Source organism: Proteus sp. GOKU, from assembly GCF_015475555.1.
GTDB classification, from domain to species: Bacteria; Pseudomonadota; Gammaproteobacteria; order Enterobacterales; family Enterobacteriaceae; genus Proteus; species Proteus mirabilis_B.
Genome location: NZ_CP034105.1, coordinates 3,616,340 through 3,638,651, shown reverse-complemented (window position 1 = coordinate 3,638,651; position 22,312 = coordinate 3,616,340). Strand labels below are relative to the sequence as shown.

The 22,312-nt window shown below is 38.3% G+C and carries 19 protein-coding genes; 6 read left to right on the top strand and 13 right to left on the bottom strand.

Annotated features, from left to right (window positions below; translation table 11 throughout):
• Positions 1 to 6: 6 nt before the first annotated feature.
• Both EHE21_RS19020 and EHE21_RS16600 read left to right on the top strand, forming a co-directional pair.
• A complete protein-coding gene (locus EHE21_RS19020; RefSeq protein WP_194951289.1) occupies positions 7 to 1,251 on the top strand; it encodes an IpaD/SipD/SspD family type III secretion system needle tip protein in 1,245 nt (414 codons plus the stop codon).
• Positions 1,252 to 1,369: 118 nt separating this feature from the next.
• Complete coding sequence (locus EHE21_RS16600) at positions 1,370 to 2,407, top strand: IpaD/SipD/SspD family type III secretion system needle tip protein (protein ID WP_194951288.1); 1,038 nt, start codon at positions 1,370 to 1,372, stop codon at positions 2,405 to 2,407.
• Positions 2,408 to 2,510: 103 nt separating this feature from the next.
• On the opposite strand, the gene EHE21_RS16595 is transcribed toward EHE21_RS16600, so the two are convergent.
• The 6 genes from EHE21_RS16595 to EHE21_RS16570 all read right to left on the bottom strand — a co-directional run bounded on the left by EHE21_RS16595 (position 2,511) and on the right by EHE21_RS16570 (position 9,210).
• A complete protein-coding gene (locus EHE21_RS16595; RefSeq protein ID WP_194952702.1) occupies positions 2,511 to 4,463 on the bottom strand; it encodes a TonB-dependent receptor plug domain-containing protein in 1,953 nt (650 codons plus the stop codon).
• A 273-nt stretch (positions 4,464 to 4,736) separates the two neighbouring features.
• Positions 4,737 to 5,585 carry a ModD protein gene (gene modD / locus EHE21_RS16590; RefSeq protein ID WP_194951287.1) on the bottom strand — a complete coding sequence of 283 codons (849 nt, stop codon included), beginning with the start codon at positions 5,583 to 5,585 and terminating at the stop codon, positions 4,737 to 4,739.
• Complete coding sequence (locus EHE21_RS16585) at positions 5,582 to 6,406, bottom strand: class I SAM-dependent methyltransferase (RefSeq protein WP_194951286.1); 825 nt, start codon at positions 6,404 to 6,406, stop codon at positions 5,582 to 5,584. The genes modD and EHE21_RS16585 overlap by 4 nt, the downstream gene beginning before the upstream one ends.
• Positions 6,393 to 7,187: an ABC transporter ATP-binding protein gene (locus tag EHE21_RS16580; RefSeq protein ID WP_194951285.1), complete on the bottom strand. Its 795-nt coding sequence runs from the start codon at positions 7,185 to 7,187 to the stop codon at positions 6,393 to 6,395. Before EHE21_RS16580 ends, EHE21_RS16585 begins: the two co-directional genes overlap by 14 nt.
• The gene (locus EHE21_RS16575) at positions 7,187 to 8,182 is read right to left on the bottom strand and encodes a FecCD family ABC transporter permease (protein WP_194951284.1); all 996 of its coding nucleotides are present in this window, start codon (positions 8,180 to 8,182) and stop codon (positions 7,187 to 7,189) included. Before EHE21_RS16575 ends, EHE21_RS16580 begins: the two co-directional genes overlap by 1 nt.
• The gene (locus tag EHE21_RS16570; RefSeq protein WP_194951283.1) at positions 8,179 to 9,210 is read right to left on the bottom strand and encodes an iron ABC transporter substrate-binding protein; all 1,032 of its coding nucleotides are present in this window, start codon (positions 9,208 to 9,210) and stop codon (positions 8,179 to 8,181) included. The genes EHE21_RS16575 and EHE21_RS16570 overlap by 4 nt, the downstream gene beginning before the upstream one ends.
• Positions 9,211 to 9,441: 231 nt before the next feature.
• Between EHE21_RS16570 and gntR the strand changes: the two genes are divergently transcribed.
• The 4 genes from gntR to EHE21_RS16550 all read left to right on the top strand — a co-directional run bounded on the left by gntR (position 9,442) and on the right by EHE21_RS16550 (position 13,736).
• Positions 9,442 to 10,437, top strand: a complete 996-nt coding sequence (gene gntR, locus EHE21_RS16565; protein ID WP_088494486.1) for a gluconate operon transcriptional repressor GntR — start codon at positions 9,442 to 9,444, stop codon at positions 10,435 to 10,437.
• A gap of 321 nt (positions 10,438 to 10,758) precedes the next feature.
• Entirely contained in the window at positions 10,759 to 11,313 is a 555-nt protein-coding gene (gene gntK / locus EHE21_RS16560; RefSeq protein ID WP_194951282.1) for a gluconokinase, read from the top strand.
• Positions 11,310 to 12,647 carry a gluconate transporter gene (gntU, locus tag EHE21_RS16555; protein ID WP_088494488.1) on the top strand — a complete coding sequence of 446 codons (1,338 nt, stop codon included), beginning with the start codon at positions 11,310 to 11,312 and terminating at the stop codon, positions 12,645 to 12,647. Before gntK ends, gntU begins: the two co-directional genes overlap by 4 nt.
• A 150-nt stretch (positions 12,648 to 12,797) precedes the next feature.
• A complete protein-coding gene (locus EHE21_RS16550) occupies positions 12,798 to 13,736 on the top strand; it encodes a methyl-accepting chemotaxis protein (RefSeq protein WP_194951281.1) in 939 nt (312 codons plus the stop codon).
• Positions 13,737 to 13,805: 69 nt separating this feature from the next.
• Here the strand turns inward: EHE21_RS16550 and EHE21_RS16545 are convergent, their stop codons facing one another.
• From EHE21_RS16545 to EHE21_RS16515, 7 genes are all read right to left on the bottom strand, one after another.
• Positions 13,806 to 15,038, bottom strand: coding sequence for an SGNH/GDSL hydrolase family protein (locus EHE21_RS16545; RefSeq protein ID WP_194951280.1), 1,233 nt, complete (start codon positions 15,036 to 15,038; stop codon positions 13,806 to 13,808).
• The gene (locus EHE21_RS16540) at positions 15,013 to 16,215 is read right to left on the bottom strand and encodes a GDSL-type esterase/lipase family protein (RefSeq protein WP_194951279.1); all 1,203 of its coding nucleotides are present in this window, start codon (positions 16,213 to 16,215) and stop codon (positions 15,013 to 15,015) included. The genes EHE21_RS16545 and EHE21_RS16540 overlap by 26 nt, the downstream gene beginning before the upstream one ends.
• The gene (locus tag EHE21_RS16535) at positions 16,202 to 17,620 is read right to left on the bottom strand and encodes an MBOAT family O-acyltransferase (protein WP_194951278.1); all 1,419 of its coding nucleotides are present in this window, start codon (positions 17,618 to 17,620) and stop codon (positions 16,202 to 16,204) included. Before EHE21_RS16535 ends, EHE21_RS16540 begins: the two co-directional genes overlap by 14 nt.
• Positions 17,621 to 17,783: 163 nt before the next feature.
• Positions 17,784 to 18,578, bottom strand: a complete 795-nt coding sequence (locus EHE21_RS16530; protein ID WP_194951277.1) for a protein bax — start codon at positions 18,576 to 18,578, stop codon at positions 17,784 to 17,786.
• Positions 18,579 to 18,853: 275 nt separating this feature from the next.
• The gene (locus EHE21_RS16525) at positions 18,854 to 20,008 is read right to left on the bottom strand and encodes a DUF4056 domain-containing protein (RefSeq protein WP_194951276.1); all 1,155 of its coding nucleotides are present in this window, start codon (positions 20,006 to 20,008) and stop codon (positions 18,854 to 18,856) included.
• Positions 20,008 to 21,150 (bottom strand): BamA/TamA family outer membrane protein, encoded by a 1,143-nt coding sequence (locus tag EHE21_RS16520; protein ID WP_194951275.1) that lies wholly within the window; start codon positions 21,148 to 21,150, stop codon positions 20,008 to 20,010. The genes EHE21_RS16525 and EHE21_RS16520 overlap by 1 nt, the downstream gene beginning before the upstream one ends.
• Positions 21,150 to 22,139, bottom strand: coding sequence for a hypothetical protein (locus tag EHE21_RS16515; protein WP_194951274.1), 990 nt, complete (start codon positions 22,137 to 22,139; stop codon positions 21,150 to 21,152). The genes EHE21_RS16520 and EHE21_RS16515 overlap by 1 nt, the downstream gene beginning before the upstream one ends.
• Positions 22,140 to 22,312: the final 173 nt, after the last annotated feature.

Here is a 22,312-nt window from a genome sequence, read left to right as displayed (position 1 = left end):
ATTTTTATGAATCAAGCGGTTAATTCAAGGATGTTTAACACAGCTAATTCTTTAATAAACCAGTCATCAGCCATGGAGTCTGACTCTATTTCAAAAGAAACAATGGAATTTTTGAATAGAATTGAAAGTTTACTAATAGATATAAAAAAAGAACATAAAGATTTTAATTTTGATAACTGGATATACTGTAATAAGTTGAAAGGAAAATCGGAGAGAGAAATATATTTTTCTCTCTCTGAACAATATGATAAAAATTTTATTAAAAATAAGAAGTGTTTGAGTTTGTTAAATAAATCATCATCACTAATAAAAAATGCATTTTCTAATCACGGTTATCCTACGGATTCATTAAGTGATTTTTTTCAGGAAGTCAAACAATCTATTGTTGCGGGTAAGAATGATTATTTAGATATTTTAAAAGATATTTTTTCTAGCTATATGGATTATGTTAGAGAATTAAGAGAAGCGATGGCTTCTTTGGGCAAGTATACTAAAGCAGGAAAAAAAGATGGATATATTGCTGTTAACTTTATTGAATTTAAGAATGAACTAGAGAAAATTAGAAGCGATTATATTAATAAATTCAAAAATAAACCTTTTTTTAAAAGCGAGTTTAAATTTGAATATAATAATGAAGGGTATATTAGAAATATAGAACAGCAAAAAATAAATTATTCAAATAAATCACAGGTTGATCATGCTTTAAATTCAGTTGAAAAATTATTGATGAATATTAAGGGAATTAAAATAGTAAAGCATGATAACTCAACAAAAACAAAGAATGATATCAATATTGATTTTTGGGGTGATATTAACTTTGATGATTTTGATAAGATTATCAATGGAGTTAAAGAGAAAATACCAGATAAAAAAATATTAACAAATGAAGAGATAGAAAGTAAAAAAAATAGCATAATTGATGGTTATCGTAAGGAACTATCAGCAAATAGTCTATTTATTAATTCTGAATTAAAGAAGAAAATTGAAAGTGGATTTGAGGCGAGGGCTAATGAAGAAATTAAAAGATTAAAAAAAGAGCGAGATGAAGAAAAGTTTAATAATATGCTACAAACAGAATTTGATTTACTAAAAAAGTCAATTGATGCATTTGAAAAGAAATTGAGTAATAATTTAGATGAACTATCTAAAAAATATAGTTCAGCAAATAGTAATTATGATAATTTTGTGAAGATAATGAGTAGCACAATGAATACATTATTAGAAATGGCAAAAGGTTTTTTACGATTTTAAATTTAATATATTAAAAATAATGTAATTATATTTTAGAGAGAATGGCCTAACACTGTTAATAATATATATAGTTTTGAGTTTTTAAAGCTATCTTTTACTATTATATAAGGTTAATGTTATGGCTACTGCTATTGATTCGAATATATCTAAAGTAAGTAATGTTACAAATATAGAGAATGATTTTTATAATGAAATAACAAACGATGATTTTTACGATGGAGTTGACTATTTATTAGAAAATATAAAAAGAGAGTATCAGGATATCTATCTGAATAAATATCAAATTAATAAAAAATTAAAAGATATATCAAATAATGAAATGGTTTTTTATCTTGATGAACAATATGTAAAAAACTCTATTGGTGAACAGAAAAGTCTGAATGTAATCAGCCATGTCGCTCGTTCTATTGCAAATACTTTACCAGATGATAGTTATCCAACAGATTCATTAAGTGATTTATTTGATGATATAAAGCAGTCTATTGTTGCTGGAAAAAATGATTATTTAGATGTTTTAAAAGATATTTTTTCTAAATATATGGAATATGTTAAGGAACTGAGAGAAATATTATCTGAGTTGAGTAAAGCAACATCTGCCGGAAGTAAAGATGGATATATAAGTGTAGATGTTGATGATTTGATTAATAAATTAATAGCTTTAAAAACGAAAGTTGATAGGCCTGGTTTTTTTAGTATATGGATGTATTTTATCAAAGATGATGATGGTCGGTATTATAGAATAATTAATGGTGAAAAAGTATATTATCCGGATAACTTTGATGCAGATAATGCGGTTAAGGCTGTAGAAAAATTACTTGATCAAATAAAAGGTGTGACATCAAAAAAAGAAGATAATTCAGACTCTGTTAGACCTGATTTATCTTTTTTATTTAATGTGAGTTTAGATTTATCAGGGCTGGATAAATTAATTGATTATTTAAGTAAAATGCCGACAGGAAAACATGATATTTTACAAACTGAATTTGATTTATTGAAAAAAACACTAGATGCTATTGAAAAAGGACTTAATACAAATCTTGATGAACTTTCTAAAAAATACAGTTCGGCGAATAGTAACTATGATAATTTCGTTAAAATAGTGAGTAGCACTATGAATACATTATTAGAAATGGCAAAAGGATTTTTACGTTTTTAATTTTATATAGAGTAATGTTATGGATAATAAAATTATTTTAGGGATAAAAAAGAGCTGATATATGATTAATATCAGCTCTTGATTTTGAAAATAACTGTTTAAATTAGAATTTATATTCTACACCTAACCAGTAATTACGACCGTCTTCCATATAACCTTGAGTGTATTCATAAGATTTATCGAAGAGGTTATTAACAGAAGCATTTGCAGAAACACCATAACCAAAGTCATAATCTAAACGAAGGTCAGTTTTTGCATAACCTGCTAATTTTTCATCTTCATCAATGCGGTTATAAGTCCAACCTTGTGCTTCTTCCATAATGGTAAAGCGAACTTGTTCAACAGGAATAAATGTCATCCACATATAGGCTTTATGTTTTGGTAAGCCTTCAACATGTGCGACTTGTTTAGGGTCGCTATGGATATAGCTGTAATTTAAGCCAAGCTCTAACCAATCGGTCACATTACCTTTAGTTCCTAAATCAACACCAACATAGTCAATGCGTCCACTATTTTGATTTTGGAAGAATGCTTTGCCATCACGATAAACCGTGTGTGCCATAATCGCATCACTGACACGGTTGTAGTAAACGCTGGTTTGATAACCCCATTTATCCGTAATGTGTCCTTCATAGGTTAAATCGAAAGATAATGCGCGTTCAGGATCTAAGTCTGGATTGATGATCCCTTTTGAGCCATCTTTTGGTTTTTCAGTCGTGTAACGCTCTTTTTGAGTCGGGAAGCGGCTACGATCAGAAACAGAGAAACGAACGTTATCATTATTAGCTAATGAATATTTCGCCATCATCTCCCAGTTAAAGGCGGTTTGTTTGTTATCATCAGCGCCTTTATCGGTATCAACACTGTCGCGCCAGTCGTAGCTAATTGCACCGACTAAATCGAGATCATTTGTAGCAGCCCATTGATATTCTGTCGCTAAAGACCATGTTCTGTCTTTATAACGCATCCAATCACCATTTTTCTCTTTCTGAGAACGGTGAACGTCATCTTTCCAATGAGCGGCAAAAGAGAGTAGATCATTTTCGCGTGTATCAATACCTAATTGTAATGCGGCACCCGTGCTGTAGTCGTCATAGTGGCTGTAGTCAGCAGTATCGCCTTTTTTAGGGTACATATAGAGGGTATTTTCAAATTTATCGTGGTATGCACGGCTTTGCAGATTAATACCATCAGTGATTTGAGTGATACCGCTATAGTAGTAACTCTCTTTGTTGTAATCCGGCCATGCCCAATATTTATATTTACCTTTTGCATTAGCAGAGGTATTTGGTGGGCTATTTTTTTCACCGTCTTGTTTTACATAAGTCAGGGTATATTCGTCAGAAGCGCGTGGCGTCCAACCCACTTTGATCATGCCACGTTTGTCATCAGTTGCTGAATTATCACGACGTCCATGAGTTCCTGCTGCTGCATTATTTTCATCCGCACCAGGAATTGGCGTAAAGCGTTGTTTTAATTGGCTACCACTGATTTGAATAAAGCCTAAGTCATTACGTGCACCTAAACGGGCACTCATGTTATGTGCATAATCAGCACCACGAGCAAAACCTTGAGAATAAGCAATGCTTCCTTCTAATGGTTTTTTTGGTGTCGCTGTAGTGATATTAATTGCACCACCCATTAAGTTAGGGCCCTGCAATAATGAGGTATAACCTTTGTTAACTTCAATACTGGCCAGATCGTTAGTGGTAAAACGCGCTAAGTCTAAGTTGCCATCATAAGGAACATACGTTGGAATGCCATCAAAGAACACAGGTACTTGACGGCTATCAAAGCCACGTACTTTTATGGTGTATTCATTACGGTTGCCCGATTTTTGCATCACAACGCCGGGTAATGTTGCAATGGCTTGTGCGGCATTCACTTTATTTTGTTCAAGCATTTGCTCTTGTGTTAACACGTCTGGGTTCGCTGCAATAGGGCTACTCCAAACGGTTAATAAATCAGGTGTTGACTGCCCATAAGTGGTGTCAGCAAGTGCAATACTTGGCAGTAGAGCAAGAGATAAACAGTAGCATAGAGGTTTTAATTTCATCATTCCAATCTCAGTTCACAATCTATATATAGTTTTTTATATAACGATATGCGTAAAAATAAATGAATAAATTGAGTGCTAACAAAGTGTTAGCACTCGGTTTTTATAAAATAAAGTCACAAACTCAAATAAAAGAGGCTCAGCAAAGATATTCCTCTATGCCACTACAACCATTTCCTTGTTATAACTTCTTTCATATTGAGTAGATGTTGTCTCTATTTATTGTTGATTAAATATGTAAATACTCACTTACTTATAAGCTATTATTTTTATTTAATCTTTTGGGTAAAGACGAACTTTAATATCCGTCGGTGGTGCATAATAAGGTGAAGACGTTACCATTAAGGTAATGCCGGTTTGTGCGTATTTTTCGATAGTATTGAGGTTAATACCGCCAGCCACAGATAAGTGACAATGAGGCGCAATTTGAGGCGCTTCTTGTTGTAACTGTGAGATATCTTCAATTGAGAATTTATCTAGCTGTAAAATATCAGGCTGTGCTTTTAATGCTTCTCTTGCTTGTTCAATATCGTCGGCTTCCACAACAATGCATTTTTCAGGCGCTGCTTGGCGCAACTGCTTAACGTGTTGTGCCCAATTATCAGGCTCTGATAAAAATCGACGATGATTAGCAAAGAGTAAAATAGTTTCTGAGCAACCTTGGCGATGGATAACACCACCACCCGCAAGTACCGCTTGAGTTGCCAGTAATTTGGTATTAGGGATATTTTTACGTGTGCACGCAATTTGCCCTTTAGGTTGATAGCGATGATAGATTTCTAGCATTCTTGCCATATAGTCACTAACACCACAACTCCACTCAAGCACGTTTTGCACGACTTTCCAGCCTTGGTGTAGTGCATCAGCACGACCTTCAGCGGTGATTAAGCAATCGCCTTTATCGGCAAAATCGCCATCTTGTAGATGTGCTGTAACCTCTAATCCTAGTTTCTCTAATAAGCGACAACCTAGCGTGATCCCACTGACACAACCTGCTTCACGGCGTGTAAATGTCATTGTACCTAGCTGATCACTAATATTGAGCGCTCGACTAGTGAGATCACCATATTGGATATCTTCCATTAATAAATTATCAAGAAAGGCATCAGGATAATAAATCATAGGTTTAGCTCGCTTTCAGGGACAACATCCCAAGAAACCATTGCCCAATCACGAGTGGGTGAAATCAGTGAAACACCTTTTTCAATGCTTTCATGATAGTAATTAGTTAGGCGTACAATTTCGTCTTCGCTTAATGGCCCTACGGAGAAATTAATACCTTCAATAAATTGCTCAAGGCTATTGAAATTGCTTTGGCAATTACGGCTACGGATATAATCCACTTTAGGGTGAATACCCATTTGGTTTAGCATATTCACAGCATAAATGTATGTTGGGAGCGTAGGAACTTCACGACCCAATAAGCGAATAATGCGTTGATCAACAAAAGTCGGAGAAACGGTATGTGTAGTATAAACACGTAATTTAGCTTGGCGATTCAGCTTTAAAAGAGCCGTTTTTAAATCCATCACCAGTGTTGAACGTGATGCAACCGCGATATCACAACGAGGAAGTTCGTCCCAGCTATCTTCCCATGAGCAAGTTATAAATTCAGCGTGGTTGATACCTGCTTGTTCTGCTCTGCGTTTAGCGACAGCTAACATACCTGTACTGTAATCAATACCAATGGTTTTCTTGAATTTGTCTGCTACATGAATGCTGATAGAGCCAGGGCCACAGCCTACATCTAATAGGGTTTCTGCACCTGTAAAATCCATCATTTCACGAAATTTGATTAAATAAGGATCATTAGGATTAGCACAGGTTTCTGCCATTTTTTCAGCACGTTTATCCCAATGTTCAGGCTCTTTTTTGGTTCTTTCTGCCTGTACCATGTGGTTTTTATAAAGTTCAGCAAAATCCGTGGTTTCAATTGTGTTCATATTCTTGCCTATAGTCATTTTTATTATCAGAGTAGGCGTGAAAATGCGCCTGAATATCTGTTGGTTGTACACCATAAAGGTGCGCTAAATTATCGGGTGTCAGCAAAACTTCAGGGCTGTTTTGCAAAACAGGGGTATGAGGTGTCAGTAAAATAACATCATCCGCCAAAGAGGCTGCATGTTGAGGGTGATGTGTAGACATAAACACACTGATCCCCAACGCTTTTAATGCCTTAACTTGGGTAAGCAATTTGATTTGATTACCAAAATCAAGGCTTGCTGCGGGTTCATCCATGATCAGCAACTTAGGTTGTTGCACTAACGCACGAGCAATCAAAACCATCTGTTTTTCACCGCCACTTAAAGTATCAAAAGTTCGGTGAGCAAGATGAGAAAGCGAGAGCATTTCTAAGGTTTCCATTGCCATCGCTTTATCTTGCGAGCTAGGCATAGAGAAAAAGGAGAGATGCGCACCTCGTCCCATCACCACCATATCGATGACATTAAACGAAAAGGGGATATGTGTGGCTTGAGGAACATAGGCAACCACTTTGGCAAGCTCTGTTGGTGACCACTCACTTAGTGTTTTACCCGCAATATTAATCTCACCATCAATACAGGGTATTAGCCCTAATAGTGTTCGCATCAGTGTCGTTTTACCGCAACCATTGGCACCTAATAAGCAGATGATTTGCCCTTGTTCGATGTGAAACGAGAGATCTTTAATTAAGGTTTTGCCTTTATAACCAATGGCGAGTTGTTTCGCATTCGCAATGACCATCAGCCTTTCCTCGTTCTAAGTAACAACATTAGGAAGAATGGCGCACCAATGGCTGATGTTAAAATACCTAATGGAAGTTCAATATTGGCAATTGTGCGAGCTAATGTATCTGTAATTAACAACATTATGGCTCCCACAAGTAAGGAAACAGGGAGTTGTTGACTGAAGTTAGCGCCCACTAACAACCTTGCGATATGAGGAACAATTAAACCTAACCAGCCAATAATACCTGCGATAGAAACCGCACTTGCGGTGATTAATGTGGCTGACAAAATAAAGACAAGTCGGGTGACTTCGACGTTTAAACCTAATGCTCTGGCTTCTTCATCAGATAAACTGAGAATATTCATACGCCAGCGTAATAAAATCAGTGGAATAAATCCGACTAACATTAAGGGTGCAACGGAAATTAAATCAGAAGCCGTAATGGTCGAAAGTCCGCCTAAGAGCCAAAAGGTAATGGAAGGCAATTGAGTATAAGGATCAGCGAGAATTTTCATTAATGAGATTGCTGAGCCACATAAGGCACTGATAGCAATACCAACCAACACAAGGGAAAGCACTGGATCGTGTTGTTTCGCAAGCCTTGCAATAAAGTAGACAAGGGCAACTGTTGCCAAACCGCCAGCGAAGGCAAAAAGCTGGATCGACAACATCGATTGCCCAAGAAAAATACCCAATACAGCACCCACGCCAGCACCTGAAGAAACACCTAGAATATCGGGTGATACTAAAGGGTTACGAAACATGCCTTGATAAGCGGCACCCGCAATCGCAAGTCCTCCACCAATTAAAATTGCCGCTAGAACGCGGGGAAATCTTATTTGCCAGAAGACGGTTTCAGTGCGGTTATACTCTACATTGCCCGTTAATTTATTACTTATCAGTGTCCATAACTCACTAGTAGTAAGTGAATACTTACCACTTGTGATCGCAATTAACGCAACGATGGAAAATAATGTAAATAAAAGCGTGATGCGTACTGATTGACTCATGAATACCCCAGCAATTGCTGACATTGTTCAGCACTTAATTGCGTATGGTAAAAATGAGCAAAGTAAGCTTGCAGATCTTGAGCCGCTTGTTTTTCTATTCGAGTGTCAAAATGGCTTTGTAAGCGACGCATTCCCATTAAACGGTTGATCCCCGGAGGACCATCTAACCAACCAAATGGTAAGCCTTTAAACAGTAGCACTTTGTTGTTTTTAACGGCTTGAATACTTTTCCATACCGAGCCTTGCATAATTTGCTGATAGGCATTTTCATCTTGTGTGATGATAATTTCAGGGTCCCACATCAACAGTTGTTCTGGTGAAACATCTGTTAATCCAGTGAAGTCAGGAATATCTACCACATTTTCAAAGCCTAACGTTTCAATCGCCTCGGTATGAATAGAGCTTCTTGCACCCGTTTGTAGCCCTTTTGCACCACGGGCAAGGTAAAAACGAGGGTTTGTTTTTTGTTTAGAAGCAAACAAAGCGGCATCACTAAGATATTGCTCTGCAATAAGCGCTAATGTTTCTGCTCTTTCTGCAACACCGAGTAAAGCGCCTGTTTGACGTAACTGAGCTGGACTATCTTTTAATGTGCCATCAATTAATACATAAGGTACACCCGTTTGATCAGAAACACGTTTCGCTAATGAACGATAGGTTTCATCCACATTTCCGCTATCAATAATAATATCGGGCTCTAACGTCAATAAAGCTTCTAAAGAGAGGGTACTTCCTCGTCCTGATAAGCGCCCTAAACGAGGCAATTTACGCAGGTCATCTGAAAACAAAGGACTTTTTTCTAAATTAAGTGAGGAAAAACCCAATAATTTTTCAGGTGCTAATGCAAGTAACAATTGATCAGTCGGAGGTCCTGCACTTATTACGCGATGGATCGCGGTTGATGCCGGAACATGACCGAATTGTGCTGCAATACGTGAGGTTATTGCTGCTCTTACAGAATGCGGAAGTGCTGATAATGTCGCAATTGTCGTGAGGTAAGTTAGAAATTGTCGTCTACGGATCGCCATAAGTTCACACTATTTATTGTTTTATGTTGGTATCGTTGTTTCATTTATTATATAGCGAAGAATACTATATTTCCTTTGGCTTAAGTCAAGGGATCATCAGTCAAAATCAAATCTAAGCACACATCTGAAAAACTTTATTCGAAATAGTGTATAACCTAGGGCTATAATCAGCGTTCTTGGAAAATTAAAGCGCGTATTAATACGAGTGTTTTTGGATAGTTGCGATATAAAATGAAGAAAAAACGCCCCTCATTACAGGATGTCGCTTCACGAGTCGGTGTTACCAAAATGACGGTTAGTCGTTTTTTGCGTAATCCCGAACAAGTCTCTGAAGCTTTACGAGAAAAAATTGCGCGTGAATTAGATAGCCTCAATTATATTCCTAATCGCGCCCCTGATATTTTATCGAATTCGACCAGTCATGCGATTGGGGTATTGCTACCTTCTTTAACTAACCAAGTTTTTGCTGAAGTTATTCGTGGCATTGAATCAGTGACCGATAAATACGGTTATCAAACCATGTTAGCGCACTACGGATATCGTGCTGAAAAAGAAGAAGAACGCCTGCTTTCATTACTCTCTTATAATATTGATGGGCTTATTCTTGCTGAAAGAACGCATACACCAAAAACGATGAAAATGTTAGAAACCGCAGGTATTCCAGTGGTGGAAATCATGGATAGCGTTTCCCCTTGTTTTGATTCGGCAGTGGGATTAGATAACGTTGATGCTTCAGAACAGATGGTCAATGAGATGATCAAACGTGGATGTAAACGGGTTATCTACCTTGGCGCAAGACAGGATGAACGAACCTTAATGCGGTTACAAGGTTATGAAAAAGCAATGCAAAATGCAGGCTTACCTATTGGCAATGTGATGACGCCAAAGAGCTCATCTTATTCGTTAGGTGCTGAATTATTACATGCTGCACGTAAGCAATATCCTGATTTAGATGGACTTTATTGCACCAATGACGATATCGCAATTGGCGCCATTTTTGAGTGTCAACGTTTAGGTATTTCTGTGCCAGAGGATATTGCGATATCGGGTTTCCATGGACACGATGTTGGGCAAGTAATGACACCTCGTCTGGCAAGTATCTTTACTCCTCGTGATGAAATGGGGCAACAAGCTGCTGATTTATTGCTTAAACGGATGAAGGGTAAAATTGCTCGTGGTCAAGTGATTGATGTAGGTTTCCGCATTATTACGGGTGAAAGCATATAATTAATTAACTTATTGATAATTTTTAAAAATAATGATTTTTAAGCCCTATTGTTATGTTTGTAACAGTAGGGTTTTTTATTGAGATGCCTTTTCTCTTTCAGTGTTATTACTCTCAATTGGGCTGTGAATAAAAAGAAGTTGGTCGGATATTTTGTTGTCATTTTGTAGATCATCTTACTTTCATTTGAGAGTCGCTTCACATTTTCACTTCTTAGTTGATCTTCGTTGTTGTATTTACCTTGTCACTTCGGATATGTTACCCGTAACAGTTACGGGTAACATTACAAGAAAGACTTAATATCTGCCTTAAAGGAGCATTCTATGAACGATACCCAATCCCTACACCATGTTTTCATCTTAATGGGGGTATCAGGCAGCGGTAAATCTGCGGTCGCAAGTGGTGTAGCACAACGTACAGGTGCTGCATTTTTGGACGGTGATTTCCTCCATCCTCGCTCAAATATTACTAAAATGGCATCAGGCCACGCTTTAAATGATGAAGATCGTAAACCTTGGCTACAAGCATTAAATGATGCCGCATTTGCAATGCAAAGAACCAATAGTGTTTCGTTAATTGTTTGTTCTGCATTGAAAAAACAGTATCGCGATATGTTGAGAGACGGCAATCAATGCCTGCACTTTTTATATTTAAAAGGTGACTATGAGCTGATTGAAAGTCGTTTAAAAGCACGTAAAGGGCACTTCTTTAAACCTCAAATGTTAGTAACTCAATTTGAAACCCTAGAAGAGCCAACAACAGCTGAAAATGATGTGTATGAAATTGATATTTCAATGCCACTTGATGATGTGATTGAAAGTGCAATTAATAAGATAAATTCAGTCACTCAAGGGACTTTTGAAGGGGAAACGGTATGAGTACATTAACACTTGTGCTAACAGCAGTTGGCTCTGTTTTATTACTGCTCTTTTTTGTTATGTATGCACGCTTACATGCTTTTATTGCATTAATGATTGTTGCGATTGGTGCGGGTATTTTCTCAGGCATGCCTTTGGAAAAAATCACACAAACCATGCAAAACGGAATGGGAGGTACTTTAGGTTTCCTCTCTATCGTTGTCGCACTGGGTGCAATGTTTGGTAAAGTGCTGCATGAAACAGGGGCATTAGACCAAATCGCAGTACGGTTATTAAAGTATTTTGGTGAGAAACGTGCCAACTACGCATTAGGTATCGCAGGTTTAATTTGTGCCCTACCTCTGTTCTTTGATGTCGCCGTTGTTTTATTAATTGGCGTTGTATTTGCTGTTGCTCGCCGTACAGGTGGCAATGTAGTGAAAATGGCGATCCCTTTATTTGCGGGTGTTGCAGGTGCAGCAGCCTTCTTATTACCGGGGCCAACACCAATGTTATTAGCTGACCAAATGAATGCAGATTTTGGTTGGATGATCTTAATTGGTCTGTGTGCGGCTATTCCGGGCATGTTATTAGCAGGTCCTATCTTCGGTAACTTTATCAGCCGTTACGTTACCTTAGAATTACCAAAAGATTTGTCTGAACCAAGTTTAGGTCAAAACAAGATGCCTTCCTTTGGTTTCAGCCTTGCACTGGTGTTATTACCTTTAGTGTTAGTGGGATGCAAAACCATTGGTGCGCGTTTTGTTGAGAAAGGTTCAGAGCTGTATAACATTCTTGAATTTGTTGGTCATCCATTTATCGCTATTCTTGTCGCTTGTTTAGTGGCTATTTACGGCTTAGCAATCCGCCGTGGTATGAGTAAAGAAAAAGTGATGGAGATTTGTTCTGCGGCTATCCAACCTGCGGGGATCATTTTACTGGTCACAGGTGCGGGCGGTGTCTTTAAACAAGTGCTGGTCGATTCTGGTGTTGGCCCTGCATTGGGTAATGCTTTAATTGGTGCTGGGATGCCAATCGCAGTAGCGTGTTTTATTCTGGCGGGTGCAGTGCGTGTTATTCAAGGTTCAGCAACGGTTGCTTGTTTAACTGCTGTCGGTTTAGTTTTACCTGTTATCAATGAACTGGGTTACAGCGGTGCTCAAATGGCTGCATTATCAGTTTGTATTGCGGGTGGCTCTATTATTCTTAGTCACGTTAATGACTCTGGTTTCTGGTTGTTTGGTAAATTTACAGGCGCAACAGAAGCTCAAACCTTAAAAACATGGTCATTAATGGAAACTATTCTTGGCACAACCGGTGCTGTAATCGGTATGATTTTCTTCGCATTTCTTTGATATCTAATCTTTATTTTTCAAATTATTAGCGCGTCCTTTGACGCGCTTTTTTCATTGCTATAAATGGCTATCAAATATGACAGAAAATACCTCGTGTCTCATTAACCTATAGGTTTCTTTATTCTGTGGGCACATTGGGGTTGTCATATTATGGTTGACTATAATTCGCTTTTTATTAAACACACGGATTGTAATATTCACACAATCACACTTATACGTGATTCGATTTTAGCATCAAGCAATAAGCTACAAGATAAACTTAATTTGCTCGATGAGATGGAACATCTATTTAGCAAGATGTTGGATAATTCCCGCTTATTAACTCAATTTTTAAATGAGGTTGATACACATTTTACACATAGCCGAGAAGAGATAGAAAATTTCTCTGGTTGGCTAAAAAAAATCAAAGAGAGCGCCAGTAATATTGATAGGCTTTCCAGTCAGGCGAATCTTTTATCGATAAATTCAGCGATTGAAGCAGGGCATATAGGGCGAGAAGGCGCGGGATTTTCAGTCTTAGCCCAAGAGATGAAAAAGTTGTCATTAGAAATCCAGAAACAAGCTTCTTCTATTGCCAGTATTAATAATAATTTAGGTGCTCGCTTTATTCCCGTGAAAGAAACCACAGAAAAAAACCAAGAGCAGGTTCAACAAATAAAAATACAGGTTGAAGAAGGGCATCAAAATTTAACGTCATTGTCAGAACAAGCGAGCGAGCTTAAACATATTTTTACCTTTATTTCGATGCAGCAATTTTTTAATACCGTCAAACTTGATCATGTTTTATGGAAAGAAGCTATTTATATTCATTTATTAAATAATGATGATGAGCACTGCGTTAATCAACATACTGAATGTCGATTAGGAAAATGGTATTACCAAGGTGACGGACGGAAATTTGCAGGTACAGAGGCTTTTCGTCGTTTAGATGAGCCACATAAATTAGTACACGAATGTGGTCGTTTAGCGTTAAGCGCTAATATAAACGGCGATCAAGAAACAGTAACGCAATATATAGAGCGAATGGAACAGGCCAGTGTCGATGTTATCAAGTATGTGGATGTTTTATTAAACTCAGTGGGTTACTAATTCGCGAAATAAAAATCAGAAAAACAAAAAGGAGCGATAAGCTCCTTTTTGTGTGTTGAAAAGAGTGGATTAGCCTTTGTTCATTAATGTGTTCAATTGGCTATAAAGTGTATTGGCACTGCTTTCATAACCTTCACGAGAAAGATGAACACCATCAGGTCTTGCTAAATCATACAATGCCCACGCTTTTATGGAGCACTCTCCACCCATATAGTCACGCCAATCCCAGAATAGCGTTTTCTCTTGTTGGGCGACTTCTTTTTGAATTCTGACAATATCAGTTAGCCATTGAGGCTGCTGTGAACGACAGTCAGAGGCTTCTTTATTTTTGATTGAGTCAGACGGCCCAATTAATAAAATAGCGCTATTAGGGGCTTGCTGGCGAATTTGGCGAATTTTATCCGTAAGCTGCTGGCGATAGGCACTTAAATCAAAAGTGTCATTAAAGGCTTCGTTTGTACCATAAGCCAAAATCACCATATCAGGATGTAATTGTCCTAATGTTTCAGTCCACTGTGAACCCCATCTATCCATCATATTAATAGTGGCACCGTTAATGCCTAATGAGGATAACATCACGCCGGGTTGTTGATTGGTGATCAACCAACCACCTAATTTAACTGGCTGGTTTTTGTTAACGGTAATGCTGACAGGGAATGTCATGGCAGTCGGATTTGAAAATTGCCATTTACCTTGTGTTTGTGACAGTGAAAGGACTTTGCTTGTCGATGACTGTACATTCACCTGCGCTGTCGTTGGCGTTTTATAAAGTGCTTGTAACTGATAGCGCTGCTGAGTTACTGGATTTTCAGATAACTGTAATTTTGCCCATTTAGCTTGAGGTTCACTAATAAAACCCCCTAATGGGAAATCAGGATCGCTATCTTTTCTGCTTGAAAGCAGTGTCCATGCTTTTTTGTCACTCTGGTATTGTACGTTTGCAATACGTTGACCTGCGATATTCGTCGGAGGAATAAAACCAATACCGCCATTACCATAGTCTGCCTGAAAACGTTCACGCAACTTACCACTGAAAAAATCAGCTGCAGTATGGGAATCCCCTAACTGAACAATATGCACAGTTTGGCGACCTTGCTGTAATTTCTTAACAAAGCCCGCAAAGTGAGGATCGTGATAATTGTAAAGCTGTCTTGAACCATCAGCAGGTAATACTGTTGGTGTGGGGAGCTTCACTGTTTTTTCAGTGTCTTGGTTACAAGCAACTAAGAGTGAAACTAGAGCCAGTATAATTGAGCTACTGACTAACGTTTTACGCTCAAGGATGTGCGTTATTTGTTTCATTTACAATAACCGTAGTTTTATCTTTTACATCATCGACTGCATTATCTTCTTTAATTTCTTCTTGAAGATGAATACGTGAGAATACGTGTTGAGCAATAATTTGCTGACCTTTTAAGCTAAAATGAATGCCATCACCGGCTCTTAACTTAACACGACTGCTACCATCGCCCATATAATCAGAATAAATATCTTTCTCATATTTAAACATATCATTGACGGAAAGGTAAATTTCGCCCATTTTCTCAGCTTCTTCGCGGTAAAGTTTATCAAGATATGCCATACCTTCAGATAACTTCTGTTTACGCATATTAGGGGGACCAACCCAAATCACCGTGACATTATTCTGTCTTGCATTTTCTATAATGCCTGCAATACGTGATCGGTAGGTAGATTCCCATGCTTCACTGGCAAATTTTAAGTAGCGTCCTCCGCCATCAGGCGGCATATCCCAAGGATCGTTAGGGCCTAAAAAGACCACTAATAATTTGATGGAGTCGTCATTGGCTAAGCGTGTCGCAATAGTTTGTGGCCAATTGAAAAAGCGTGGATAGGCAAGTCCTGTACTTTGTTTACTTAAATCGATACTGCTGATGTTGTAATCCGTTTGCAGTTGACGTTTAAGTAAAGGTGCAACACCTTGCATCATTGAATCGCCCGCAAATAACACTTTATCTTCTGGTGATAAGATAATTTCTGTTTTTTGAACGATAGGTTTTAAGGCTTCTAATGCGGCATCAGACACGTCTGTAACAGAATGGTAAGGTAACCCACCCATTGCCTGCTTGCGCTCTAATAACTGAGGAAAGCGTTGCGTTAATTGAGTCGCTGGTCGTGTATACCCATTAAAGAAGTGTAAGCCAACAGCAAAGCCTTCAGGAAGCTGCTCAGGAGCTGAGGTTTGCACTATTGGTTTAGCCTGATTATCAGGATGATTAACTTGTAGGTAATCTCCATAGCTTTCTATTGCAACGAATACGCCATCACGCAGTTGTCCACCCACTTGCCAAGCATAATAGTGAGAAAGTCCAGACCAAGGTGCAGGGCGATGATATTGTTGTTGCCAAAAACGCTCTAGTGATGTTTGGTTTAGCCAAATCAGAAAGAGTGTGCTGAATAGCACCATTAAGGCAACTTTTGCTGTCTTTTTTAAGTTTGAGCAGAAATCAAAAGCTGGCATAAATAAATCCTGGCACCCCATCTGGAGACAACATGAAAATAATCGTGAGGATCAACGCAAGTGGTAGCGGATAAACATACCACGGCACTCTTTTCTCAAGACGAGCCACAATATCCCTTAATGTTACAAAGCAAGGGTAAAGTAAGAAAAGTCCCCAGAACATAAAGAGGGTTAAGCCTTCAGCTTGTAATGACGCCCAAGCACCCACACTAAAGAGTTGCTGTATTAAAACAAAAGCATCTCCCACGGTTTGACTGCGGAAAAATATCCAAGCAAAGCAAACAAAGTGGAAAGTAATTATCCATGACAACAACATATTCAATGACGATAACGCGCTTGGTGGGGTATTTTTCTTCACAGGGAAGAGACGGTGTTTAATATTTAATAACACCACACCAATTCCGTGAATAGCACCCCAAATAATAAAGGTCATAGCAGCACCGTGCCATAATCCAGAAATTACCATCGCGGCAAAGGCATTAAAGTTTTGTCTAATCACTCCTTTACGATTACCCCCTAAAGGAATATAGACGTAATCACGAATAAAGGTAGATAAACTGATGTGCCAGCGACGCCAGAAATCAGCTAAGTTTATCGCTAAATAAGGCGCATTAAAGTTGCGAGGGACAACAAAGCCCAGTAATAAGGCAATACCTGTAACAAGATTGGTATAACCAGAGAAATTAAAATAGATATGCCATGCATAGGCATAAACCGCCGTCAGCACTTGCCCACTTTGCGCTAAATCAGGCGCGTTAAATACCGGATCAACATAGTTTGTTGAAAACCAACCACTTAACCAAAAGAGTTTTGCGATAGCTAAAACAATCAGCATTATCGCCCCTTTATAATCAATGATTTTTCGGGTTGGAGCCTGAATTTGTGGAAGAAATTCTTTAGCGCGATTAATCGGCCCCGCAACTATGCTTGGGAAAAAGCATAGATAAAGAACGACATCTAAAAACGGTGCTTTAGGGATCTCTTTTCGGCAAACAGAAACGACATAACTAACTGAATGGAAAATATAGAAAGAGAGTCCTAGTGGCGCAAGCAACTCAATAAGAGGCAGCTCAATACTGAGTCCCCATTGCTGGAATGCTTGTGTCAGCGTTTCTTGGAAGAATGAGTAATATTTAAAGGCAGTAAAATAGACCGCAACTAATAACCCTAATAGCCAGTATATGACTTTAGAGGACGTGTATTTAGTTAATATATTCGCCAGTAAATAAATAAAGAGCGTGTAACTTAATAAGATAATCGCAGGACGATAATCCGCATAAAAGAGAAAAGCATAACTGACTGTTATCAGTAGAATATTTTGGATCTTGACGTGCTTTTGGAAGAGCCAGTATAGAACAAAAAAGCTAACAAAGGCTCCGAGAAACTCGAATGAAAAAAAATTCATAAAGGGCTCTAAGGGTGTGATTTAAAAGTCATACCAAACGTGTTACCCCATATATTATGAATTCTAAGCAGGCTTTCAATCAAAAGATTATCTTGTAATAAATAAAAGCCACTTTTCTCTAGAAAGAAAAGTGGCTTTTTGTCAGATGAAAGCTTGTTAAAGCTTAGCTATCTTGCTTCGACTGCAACTGAACTTGAGTGATCAGCTTTTTATTTGAGTCGAACATTTCGGTCAGATAATCGTTATAACTTGAACCCAATTCTGAGTAACCTTTCAAGTCAGTGATTAACTGGCGAGAGTCGAGTTGTTGCTGCGTCATTCTTTGCTGTGCTCTTGAGGAGCGCAATGAATTATAGGCGCGGTGCGTATTAAGATTACGCATATAAGCAATCACTGAGCCTTCAATATCAGGGTAGGCTGCATAGCCTTTGGTTTTCCCTGGAACGTTATTGCAAGACTGACTCCCACATCGCATACCGAATAGATTGTTATTTTGTTGTGCCAACTTCGATGTTCCCCAGCCAGATTCCGTTGCAGCTTGCGTTGCGACAAAGTGTGTCGGAATAATGTCAACGCGAGTTAATAAAGAATCCCAATTTACTTTTTTCGGGCTGGTACATGTAACACCATAGTATTGACAGATTTCACGCAATTTTTTCAAATCTGCGCTGCCCCAGTGCTGGGCTTTACGTTGAGCGGTTAACCACTCACGATCTCTCAAAATCTTATTATTAACATTGTCAATAATAGGAACTATGACATTTAAAAACGCTTTCTTACGCTGTGTTCCCGAAGGGTATTTTTTCAAATCTGGCAACGGTGTTGACGTGCTTTTGAAAGAATACGCCTGCAGCATCTGGGAACTGCCGGTACTGGTTGAAGCAAAGCTTACACCAGTAAATAGTAGTGAAATCAAGAAAGCGAAGACGGCACTTGTCCTCATCAATTGAGAGGGCATTGCTTCTCCTCGTTTAACTGGATAAAAATCGAACGAATACTAGCAAATTACTTTTTTCATATCTACAAAATATCGTCTCACATTAGGATAACTACGAGTGATTTGTTAAATAAATGTATAAGATTTACTGGAAAGCCTCGTTTTATAATCGCTTTTTTCCTTTAACAAAAAGTGCTTTTTTATCGTAAACTTAAATTTATCTTATGACAAAAGCGGTGACTTAACCTAAATTTAGTAAAATTAAGCGTTTTTAATGTGTCAATTTTGTTTGTTATTTAGTCAATTTTTGTTGTTTTTGGTCTAGTTTTATTATCAATTTCACGCGCTTTTTCTGTTAAATCAGTGAAATCCGCTTCACGCCAGTAGGTTTTAGGGTGCGGTAAATTTCCCATTTCCTTTGTTGGCCAAAGCTGAAATTCTGCTAATTGTTCTAAAACGTAACCAGAATAAGCACTAGGTAAAGTGAGGTAGTGAGGGGCTGTTATTTCCTCAAAAGGTAACACCGGATACCGTTGGTCTGAGATATGATAATCACGCAGTAAAACTAAGAATTTATCGGGGACTCGTTGCTGACTATCCCACCATTGTCCATCAATCACATCAAACCATTGTTGCGTTAATTGGCGGGGTTGAGCCTCTAACTGATAAAGTGCGGAAGGAATAATGCCCTGCATTGATTGATTATATTGCTCAAGGCTGGTGGCATGACCCTTTAAAATAAGTGTAAGAGAAAGCCTTGCTCCAATTAAATTGGAATAGAGATCTTCGGGTGAAAATGCAGAGATACCTTCTGAAAAACCGGGTACAGAGCGAAAACCATACCATTGTGCAATTTCATGCCATACCGCAAGGCGATAACCGAGGTGTGCAGCAAGATAGGCACTTAAGGTATAACGTTCTAATTCATTTTTAGGTGGTGTGAATGCATTAAAGCGGATTTTACGTTGTGCCAACTCATCACTTAACGTTAGCGTCCACTCTTGTCCTAATTTTGGATAGATATGGCTAAAGAGATAATAAGTGTAATCCGCGGTATCACGAATATGGGCGATATCAAGAAATCCCCCTTTATGAGAATAAATTAAGCCTGATTTTTCACTTCCTAAGCCCAATACTGCGCCTGTACCTAGCCAAAAACTATCGTTATAACGATGATTACCCAATGCTGAGGCCTCAACAACGTTATCAATACGATAGAACGGAATAGGGATTTCAAACGCTTTAACTTTTAAGTCGTAACCAAAGGCACAACAAGGTCTTAAGCCATTGGGTGCCGTTAACGGTTCGGGTGTTTGCCAAAGTTGTGTTGCTTCTTCGTGGGTAACACTATCAAGATTGGCGTGTAGAGATTTAACAGGTATGACTTGAGTGCAACCTGCAATAAATAAGAAGAAGACAATGGTGTTGATAAAAAGAAACCGCTTAAACATCAAAATGCTTCACCTACTTGAAAATAGAATCCTGTACTTTCTTTACCTATACCAAAATCGAGACGTACATTCATACGTGGTTTAAATTCAAATCGATAACCCACACCAACACTCGGTAGCCAATGACCTTTACCTAAATCACGCGCTTGGTCGCTTAACGTACCACCACCAACCCAAAGTGCAATGCCATGACGCCAATCGAGTTTTTGGCGGTACTCTAATTGAGTTGAAAATACGTGATTATCTTGATATCGCCCTTCGTAATAGCCTCGCATTTGCTGTCCATTACTCAGTTTAGATAATTGGCTCCAAGGCACATCACCTGATGTGAAACGGGCATAATTATCAAATGCTAATACCGCATTATCACTTAAGGGATAATAGTAGTTATATTGTATCTGTGTCGCATTAAAACGATTATTACTGCCCGTATCTGGTGAGTAATGGGTATAGCTGATATCAAAAGCCTGACCTTGATAAGCGTTCGGTAAAAAATCGCGACTATCGTAAGTAAATCGAACTGTTATTCCTGAACTAGTTGAACGCAAAGGTAAATCACGTGCCTTCATATAGTCTTTAAAGGGATTATCTGGGGCAGCGGCTTGTAGGTTGGAGTAATCCCACCCTAATCCTATATAGGTGTTTTTGGTAATTTGGCGCAGTAACGTGGGCGTTAGACGCAATTCTTGAGAGCGAAATTCGCCGAAATGATCTTTTACACGTCCTTCGTGATAACCCTCACCCCAATAATTGGTAGGGACATTATTTAATGTTCCTGTGAGATAAAAGCGCCAAGTATCATCAGCCAGATAAGTGTAGTTGTTAAAGTTCATGCCAAAAGCACCGGTTGATGAACCAAAGCCACTTAATGAGAGAGACGAGATTTTGCTATCAGGGCGACTATCGGCTTGATAAAGACCAACAAGGGCGATGCCTACACCCAATTCTAGCTCTGGCGTATAAAATGGGCCTGGTAATACGCCCCAGTCGATAGTTTTACTGCGGTCAAAGTTATTTTCTCCCCCTAATCCAACTAGCCATTGGTCTATTTGTTGTCTATCGGGGAAGAGTTGTGCTTGTGCTGTATGCGAAATAAATAGGCTGGCAAATGCCAGCCCAAAAATAAAAGGGTATTTAACCATTAAAAACGGAACTCACCTGAAACAAAGAAGCTATTACGGTTGTTGAAACCAAGCTCAGTGATCACATTAAAATTACGAGTCACTTCTAAACGAGCACCCACAGTTTGGTTCCATTTATGAGCAAGATGCTGTTCAACATCGAATTTCATATTAGGATCACCCATTGCTTCAATAAAACCAGCAAAATCTGGTGGGAGATTTAATCCATTAATATCTCCTTTAAAGCGTTGGGTAATATCTTGGTACATCGCACCTGTCCAAACTTGTAATTTAGTATTACCTTGACCTGATATTAAAGGCTCAAAAACAAACTCATAACCCACTCGAGGTGAGATTATTAACGCTTTAATATCACCGTCTAAAATATCTAAATTAGTTTTTGTGTAGTTTAAGTCAAAAGTAGTAAAAAATTGGTTATAACCACCCGCTAAAGTAAAACCAGCACCATAAGTTTTACCTTCAAAATCCAATTTAAACGGCTTATCTTTAAGTAGCCCATCTAATGAGATAGGACCTAAACTACCGCCCGCTAATGTGGTATTGGATGTTCCTTTGGTTTTCCCATACAGTCCATAAACATTTAAAAATGGAAAGACCCAGCTATCAAGTTTCAGCATATGGGTTTCACTTTTTTCACGAGTATGACCAGCATCTATTTTTAGTGCTTTTGCTGTTTCGGGGTTTTCTGGCATGATAAAACCAATTTTATCCACAATAATATCTTGGCGTAGATTCATATAGCTATAGCTAGCGCCAAATGGCTCTGGAATATCATAACCGCGGGCACGAGCTTCATCGCCCCAAATAGGTAAAACACGAGATTGGCTTGCTGGGGTACGAGTATCTAATGAACCTTCATTATTTAAAGCAGTACCACCGGATTGGCTAACACTTAAAGAAAGCATTGGGCGATCGCTATCCGCGTAAGAAAAGCCAGTCGCAAGAAGAGAGGCGGTTAATACCACCTTATTTAAATTGGAAAAGTTCATACATAACCCACAGGAAATTAAAAAAGTAAGTAGTAAAAGAGTAGCGGAAAATTCTAATCTTTTTCTAATTGATGGTCACCAGCTATAAGTGCGATATACAGTAATTGATGCTTGCATTTCGCATTATTATAGTATTATTAAGGGATTATTAAGTTAATATCCCTATTTCTCCT

What these genes read in the sequence shown, in the direction of transcription:
- EHE21_RS19020 (WP_194951289.1), top strand. Translation starts at nt 7, where the DNA reads ATGAATCAAGCGGTTAATTCAAGGATGTTTAACACAGCTAATTCTTTA.
- EHE21_RS16600 (WP_194951288.1), top strand. Translation starts at nt 1,370, where the DNA reads ATGGCTACTGCTATTGATTCGAATATATCTAAAGTAAGTAATGTTACA.
- EHE21_RS16595 (WP_194952702.1), bottom strand. Translation starts at nt 4,463, where the DNA reads ATGAAATTAAAACCTCTATGCTACTGTTTATCTCTTGCTCTACTGCCA.
- modD (WP_194951287.1), bottom strand. Translation starts at nt 5,585, where the DNA reads ATGATTTATTATCCTGATGCCTTTCTTGATAATTTATTAATGGAAGAT.
- EHE21_RS16585 (WP_194951286.1), bottom strand. Translation starts at nt 6,406, where the DNA reads ATGAACACAATTGAAACCACGGATTTTGCTGAACTTTATAAAAACCAC.
- EHE21_RS16580 (WP_194951285.1), bottom strand. Translation starts at nt 7,187, where the DNA reads ATGGTCATTGCGAATGCGAAACAACTCGCCATTGGTTATAAAGGCAAA.
- EHE21_RS16575 (WP_194951284.1), bottom strand. Translation starts at nt 8,182, where the DNA reads ATGAGTCAATCAGTACGCATCACGCTTTTATTTACATTATTTTCCATC.
- EHE21_RS16570 (WP_194951283.1), bottom strand. Translation starts at nt 9,210, where the DNA reads ATGGCGATCCGTAGACGACAATTTCTAACTTACCTCACGACAATTGCG.
- gntR (WP_088494486.1), top strand. Translation starts at nt 9,442, where the DNA reads ATGAAGAAAAAACGCCCCTCATTACAGGATGTCGCTTCACGAGTCGGT.
- gntK (WP_194951282.1), top strand. Translation starts at nt 10,759, where the DNA reads ATGAACGATACCCAATCCCTACACCATGTTTTCATCTTAATGGGGGTA.
- gntU (WP_088494488.1), top strand. Translation starts at nt 11,310, where the DNA reads ATGAGTACATTAACACTTGTGCTAACAGCAGTTGGCTCTGTTTTATTA.
- EHE21_RS16550 (WP_194951281.1), top strand. Translation starts at nt 12,798, where the DNA reads ATGGTTGACTATAATTCGCTTTTTATTAAACACACGGATTGTAATATT.
- EHE21_RS16545 (WP_194951280.1), bottom strand. Translation starts at nt 15,038, where the DNA reads ATGAAACAAATAACGCACATCCTTGAGCGTAAAACGTTAGTCAGTAGC.
- EHE21_RS16540 (WP_194951279.1), bottom strand. Translation starts at nt 16,215, where the DNA reads ATGCCAGCTTTTGATTTCTGCTCAAACTTAAAAAAGACAGCAAAAGTT.
- EHE21_RS16535 (WP_194951278.1), bottom strand. Translation starts at nt 17,620, where the DNA reads ATGAATTTTTTTTCATTCGAGTTTCTCGGAGCCTTTGTTAGCTTTTTT.
- EHE21_RS16530 (WP_194951277.1), bottom strand. Translation starts at nt 18,578, where the DNA reads ATGCCCTCTCAATTGATGAGGACAAGTGCCGTCTTCGCTTTCTTGATT.
- EHE21_RS16525 (WP_194951276.1), bottom strand. Translation starts at nt 20,008, where the DNA reads ATGTTTAAGCGGTTTCTTTTTATCAACACCATTGTCTTCTTCTTATTT.
- EHE21_RS16520 (WP_194951275.1), bottom strand. Translation starts at nt 21,150, where the DNA reads ATGGTTAAATACCCTTTTATTTTTGGGCTGGCATTTGCCAGCCTATTT.
- EHE21_RS16515 (WP_194951274.1), bottom strand. Translation starts at nt 22,139, where the DNA reads ATGAACTTTTCCAATTTAAATAAGGTGGTATTAACCGCCTCTCTTCTT.